The sequence below is a fragment of the uncultured Veillonella sp. genome (genome assembly GCF_963543145.1).
Classification (GTDB): Bacteria; Bacillota; Negativicutes; order Veillonellales; family Veillonellaceae; genus Veillonella.
This window is the reverse complement of the sequence record NZ_CAUTZP010000030.1, coordinates 1-6899: the sequence shown is the minus strand read 5'-3', so window position 1 is coordinate 6899 and position 6899 is coordinate 1. Positions and strand designations below refer to the sequence as shown.

Below are 6899 nucleotides of genomic sequence, written 5' to 3'. Positions count from 1 at the left end.
TTACTGGTGTAACTGGTTTAGGATCCGGAGTTACTGGTGTAACTGGTTTAGGATCTGGAGTTACCGGTGTTACTGGTTTTGGATCTGGTGTTGGTGTAGGTTTTGGTTCTGGTGTCACATAGGACCCTTGACCATTGCCGTCTTTCCACGTAATATCCCCTTCTTTTTGGTCTGTGGTCAATGCTTTTTGGAAGCTAGACACGATGCCGTTAGAAGCGATGGATACTGTACCAGAAAGATTTCTTTCACCTTTTACATAGTTTTCATAATAGAATTTATGTGCCAAATTATCTAAAATCTTGTTTACATTGCTTTCAGAAGAAGTATCAAGATGATCGCCTGTCACATAGCCATGCACGCCGGAACCAGCCGCAGCAGATTTTACAATAAAGTTACCACCCTCGATATCAGCTGCATCAAGACCAGTTTTTTGAGAACCTGGTTTAGTGAAATTCAAACCAGTACCGCTAGTCATGTCATAAATAACGTTGATATGACCATCCAATTTATTCACATGAATATCACTGCGGGAATCTTGAGAAATACGGCTGAAACCTTCACGGGTACGAGTACCTGTGAGCGTATTGATGCTGCTACGCGCTTCTTTACCATCGATCATGAATGCCTCTAAACCACCCATATTATCGTGGCTCCACATTCCTCCATCAAAGGTCATGTTGATTTCTCCACCTTTATCCTCTAATGTATTTACCGCCTTACCGGAAAATTGGTTAGGGCTATTATGAGCACGACCTAGACCGATGTTGATAACAGATGGTTCCTGTTGTTGATATGGAGGCATTGTTTTATCAGATACAAGCACATTACCTTGCATATTAAACACTTTGTTTTTTACAGTACCCGCATCATCAATACCGAGGTTAATTTTACTATTATAAGCAAAGGCTACTGGATATGGTGCCTCCCATGGAGCGGTATTTACATCCATAACCCCGCCATCCACTTGAATGGAACTGTTATTTAGCATACCTGTAATGAAAGCTGGTTGACGATAGCGTTTAGGTAATTGATTTTGATTAGGTGTATCTAAGGAGCCAATCGTAACTTGCCCACCGTTAGATGCTACCACACCATTGGCAGTTGTATTACCTGTACTTTCAAATTTACTTTCAGAACCTACGGCAAATATACGTCCATCAGAACCAAGACCCGCTGCAGCCCATGTACTTGGCACGGCCATCGTAGATGCCAATAAAGTCATCATAACAGCAGATAATAAAACCTTATTTCTACCTCTCATCCTTTTACACCTCAATGATTAATACAATTACACTCAAATTTGTGAAAGTTCCTCCATAAACGAATATATCTATAAGTTGATTTATCAGTCTTTATTTATATGAAAAGATAGATATATACTCACTTTATTAAGAACTCACATCTAACACTTTTAAAATATATTTAAAATGTTACACCATTTTTTGTGAATTGTAAATGAATTAATAATATTTTATTTAAGATAATTTAAAATATTAATGGATGAGTTATGAAACTAGCATATAAAAAAGACAGTGACTAAATCACTGCCTTTTATTAGTAAACATTATATAGTGTTTATCCGTATTTGACGATATACGATATAAACCCTATAATATAAGAAGATAGCCAAACGAGTGGTTCCGTCGGGCTCCTCTCAAAACTATAGTTAATTGATGAAATGGCCTTTCAGTTACCTAATTATCCAGGGGATAACGAAGGGCTATTTGTCTTTTCCAAGACAAATAAGAGCCACAAGTGCACCAAAGGCAATGACAACCGTCATTGCCTCTAGAATTATCATGATCAACTCATAATCACTCATAGACAACCCTCCCTTCATTTACGAAGAGAGGCCCAACCTCGCCTGACTATCCTAAGTCAATTATATGACGAACATATAAGCGAATCAATAAGAATCTATTTATAGAAATATACGAAATATATTATAAAATCCCCATGTATTAGATCGTTAAATCCAATACATGGGGATTTTTATTTTATGAATACTATATATTTATATACTACTTATCACCATATACTTTTATATAGTACTTATTACCATATACGATTATATAGTAACTATTATATTAGAATTTATGTGTAAATCCTGCATTTACAGACCAGCCAGCTTTATAGTCGCCAGATAGACCTGTACTAATATCACCGAAGATGCTGTTGTTTGCATTGAAGCCATAGCGGCCACCGAAGGCTAGATCTGTCCAAGTACCTTTAATGTCTTCAGATGTGTATTTAGTAGTAGCACCACTTGTGTACGCAGTTTTCACTGTACCAGAGAAGGCATGATTCACGCTAACACGAGTATAGATGTTACCTGCACCGAAGTTTTTACCGATTTCAAGGCCCAGACCACCTGCTGTGCTGCTCACACCAGATTGCTCTACATGCATGCTGCCAGCATTGAAGCTATCGCCACCGAAGTGAGTGTAGCTCAATTGTGCTTGTGGTTCAATGTATGTACCATTTGAAAGCTTCACAGTTTTACCATAGCGTGCACCGATGGAGTATGCATTCGCTTTAGTCTCGCCAGATAGTCTTTCACCAATTTCATTACGAACTGTGAAGTCATTAGATGCACGACCTACTTGGGATTCGATGTGGATGTATTGGTTCTTACCAAGATCTTTCAAACCATACGCACCAACTGCAAAGGCTTTTTCTTTGCCAGTACCGTTGAATACGTAATCATCGTTGCCACGAAGGTAGGAAATTTGACCACCTACAGTCCAACCACTGCCAGTTTTAGCATCGTAACCACCTTGAACGCGTGTATACGTAGTATCTGTGTCGATACCTGTTGCATTGAAGCCGTATTTACCGCCCCCAACGCGCGCCCAAATACCTGTTGGTTCGCCTTGTTGCAATACACGTGGACGATACATATTATCTGTCAATGTTCTCCAACCGTTGATATTACTCATGATGGCAGAACGAACGCCACGCATATGAGGTGTATCAAAATCACCCATGATAACATGAATATGACCGTTGTTCTCAGGCTTAGGAGCTGGAGCTGGTTTAACCTCTGGCTTTGGAGTTGGTTGAGGTGTTGGTTTTACCTCTGGTTTTGGAGCTGGAGCTGGAGTTGGCTTAACTTCTGGTTTTGGAGTTGGCTTAGGTTGAGGCTTAAGTTCAGGTTTTGGAGTCGGTTTTATCTCTGGTTTCGGAGCCGGTTTATTTTCACCATATACGTATTTACCTTGACCATCTTTATCTGCTTGCCAGGTAATGTCACCTTCTTTAGCATGACCAGAAGTGATAACTGTGAAACGACCAGATTCAGAACCATCAGATGCAATAGCTACTGTTCCTTGAAGATTTCTTTCACCATTAACATAGTTATGATAATACATCTTATGTGCCAAGTTATCTAATATCTTATTTACATTCTCTTCGGAAGACATGTCTAGACCTTTTTGAGTCGTATATACATGAGCAGTCGCACCAGGAGCCGCACTTGTAATGTGAATATCCCCACCCCAGAAGGAGTCTGGTGTCACACCATTATATGTTTTTGTTGGTGGTTGATAGCTTGGATCCTCAGTATCTCCAGCCTCATCATTAGGATCATAAATAAAGTTTACATGACCTTCCAGCTTATCCACATAGAGTTTATTATGCTCACTTTGGGTTACCATATTAGCATAATTACGATTCTTGGAACCTACAAGCCGATGAACGTGGCTAGGTTGCGTACCACCATCTAGTGTTCCTTCATGCAAGCCGCCTTGATAGAAAAGTTCCCAAGCACCATAATCGCCAAGGAATACATTAATATGACTTGGTTGTTTAGCATCTTTATCTGCTAAATTAAATGCTAAACCGTCCCATAGTGACTCTTTACCATCAATACCAATGTTAATTTCAGACGCATGATTTGGGTCACTTTTAACAATAACATCACCGACTAAAGATAAATCCTTGCCGATAAAATTGCCTGTATTACCATCTACGCCAATATTAACAGTACCACCTTGAGCCACTGCAATAGGAGTGCTCACATTTCGAACATCATAAACGCCTTCCTTAAGAGTAACAGTACTGCCACCTTTACTGCTAATGAAAGACTTATTATTATAGCCAATATTTGCTGTTGCTTTATCAATGCTGACTGTACTACCAGTATCTGCCTCAATCGTAGATACGTAATTTGTCATTGTACCAGCCGTAAACTTCCCACCATTATTTGCAGTAATATATGCACCAGTAGGTGTAGTAACTAATGTACTCTCCGCCATTACATACTGTCCTACAGAGCTAGCAATCGTCAGGGCAATTGCTAAGGATAATTTCGCTTTACACATGCGTTTCATAAGAACCCTCTCTCTACACACTATAAACTATTATTAAATAATTTAATTATAATTTATAATTATATATTTTGTAAATATGAGGGGAATTTTCCACATATAAATTTATATCAAAAAAGCAGTAACACCAGTTACCGCTTACATAAAAGACAAATAGCCCTTCGTTACCAGTAACTGGATAACTGAAAGGCCATTTCATCACGTATTTATTCTCTTGAGATGAGCCCGACGGATCTAATCGCTTGGCTATCTACTTATATTATAGGGTTTATGTTATATATCGTCAAATACAGATAAACAATACTAATATGTTATGTTATAAACCAAGAGGCAGAGACTGAGTCACTGCCTCTTATCTTTTTATCTTTATCTACGTGCTACGCGCATAGCCGCCATCATGCCTGGAGATTTCCAAACGGATTGACCATTGTCTGAAACGAGTTTGTTGTTATAGTAGAATACATCTGCATTGTAATAATTACTATCGCTAGATGTTACCTTATAGCTGAGACCAGATGTCGTATATACTGTGAAATTAAGTACATCACCTACTCTCTTTACAGAGTCTTGGTCTACATACCAGCTATTGCCGTTATAAGTGGTAGCATACACATCTGTACGAGCTTCTACATCATGTGTATTAATACCAATCAACACGAGTAAAGCCGCTAACATATATAAGAATTTACGCATTAGAATTACCTCCGTTTTATCGTTGGAATACTTGCTTATTATACCAAAAAACGGTGAAAATCGCATTAAAATGGCACCTTCTTCTCCATCCACGATTGACAGCTGTCAATGTACAACGTAATGCGTTTCATAATAGGTTTTTCTATGAAAGCTAACCGCATATAGTCTACCACCATGCCAACTATGAAAATGAGTGCTACCATGAGGATCGCATATAACGGTAATAAAGCGGAATCGTAATACTGATAGGTTCCAAATATATTGTCCCACATGTGATGAAGGAACAGCTTATTATCATGCAATAAGTAAATCCCGAAGGTCGTAGAGGCGATCGTATTGATCCACGGATGATAGGTAATCTTGGCTTTCAAGAAAATAATTAATTATGAAAAAGACAAATAGCCCTTCGTTATCCTAGGATCGCTATTAAATTCAAGTCACATCTTAGGCTTTAAATATAACACCATTATGCTCTAGTTGTTCCACTGTTTTTTTACCAATGCCCGGTAGCATCAATACTTCTTGTTTAGTAATTGTTTTAAAATCATCTACTGTGTATAGGCCGGCTTGTGAAAGTGTAATTTGTGCACCGAACCGTATATTGTCATATACCGGATTTCCACGCAAAGCCCCACCTTTAGCAACCTCTACGGGGCTCATATGAGCGGACTCGCGTTTTCCCATATAACTATCATTAGAGTACCGATTTATAACAGTTCGACCGGTAACACGTTCATACACATCATATAGAGTCTGCCATAATGGACTTTCAAAATCCACTAATTGAGTTGGTAAAAATGAGATAGCAGTATATAAGCTTATTAATTCTCGTGGGTCAGAATCTATGTTGCTCACATGGTCTACCATATACATAATAGCCTCTAAATGATCTTCTACAAAATCGTTCCAACGCGTTGCATCTTGTAATAACCAATCAATATCTTCATATTCATCAACAAGATCTGCTAATACATCATGGGCTATCTTGCTTTCACCACACTGCAAAGCCAATAGAATATACAGCATATGCATAGGCAACATGATATCCGGAGCCTGATTAAATGCATTTTGTATATCATCGCAACATGCAAGATATCGCTGATATACCTTGCGGCCGCGATCCCAGTTGGCAGCGCCACAACAAGCAACCATCATATACACAAGGAATCCCGAATGATCTTGCTTGTCCCCGTGAAAAACTGGCGTAAAGCATGCAATCGCATCATTATACATATTATATTCTAAATATATCATCCCCATGTCGATGAGACAGCGCATATAAGGACGCGCCTCTAATATATTCCAATCTATTTTCTTTGGTTTTTTCAACGATTCTACTAGCTGTTTCAACTGATAAATTTGAAAGCTTGGATGTAACTCAAGGGCTATGAGTTCTCGTTTAGCATCTACTTCATCAGGACATAATGCAAGGATTTCATTGTATAACTTCCTTGATTTCTTATTCGTATCAGCCTCTTCTGCAGCCTCATATAAATCACGTAATTTCATTTCTATCGTATTATTAAAATCACCACGATTATATTGAGTCATAAATGCTTCTAACAAATCCTCAATAGATTTGAAATCAGATTCATGTTCGGATACAAATTGTTTCTGTAAACGTAATAATAACTCACTATAAAAGTTAAACATAGAGTATCTCCTTATACATATGAACGTAAAAATACTACTCATATGTAATATAGCACGAGGGAATATATTAATTCTAGAGGTAATACCTCAACCTATTAATATCTCATCTGAAAATGGGTTGGCAACTAGACGATAAAAAGGGTTATAGGACAAAAAGTGTGTGTGACTAGTCCCAATAAGTTGGAAAATCTGTAGACATATGTAGCTCATTCCAAACAGGAGCAT

Annotated in this window: 3 protein-coding genes and 1 pseudogene; all 4 read right to left on the bottom strand. The window is 38.2% G+C overall.

What is annotated here, in order from left to right; genetic code table 11:
• A pseudogene (locus RWZ05_RS08725) lies at positions 1–1261 on the bottom strand (autotransporter outer membrane beta-barrel domain-containing protein); the annotation flags it as partial.
• An 826-nt stretch (positions 1262–2087) separates the two neighbouring features.
• Entirely contained in the window at positions 2088–4331 is a 2244-nt protein-coding gene (locus RWZ05_RS08720) for an autotransporter outer membrane beta-barrel domain-containing protein (protein WP_314643783.1), read from the bottom strand.
• 363 nt (positions 4332–4694) lie between these two features.
• Positions 4695–5021 carry a Tat pathway signal protein gene (locus RWZ05_RS08715; protein WP_105090021.1) on the bottom strand — a complete coding sequence of 109 codons (327 nt, stop codon included), beginning with the start codon at positions 5019–5021 and terminating at the stop codon, positions 4695–4697.
• 444 nt (positions 5022–5465) lie between these two features.
• Positions 5466–6674, bottom strand: coding sequence for a hypothetical protein (locus RWZ05_RS08710; protein ID WP_314643780.1), 1209 nt, complete (start codon positions 6672–6674; stop codon positions 5466–5468).
• Positions 6675–6899: the final 225 nt, after the last annotated feature.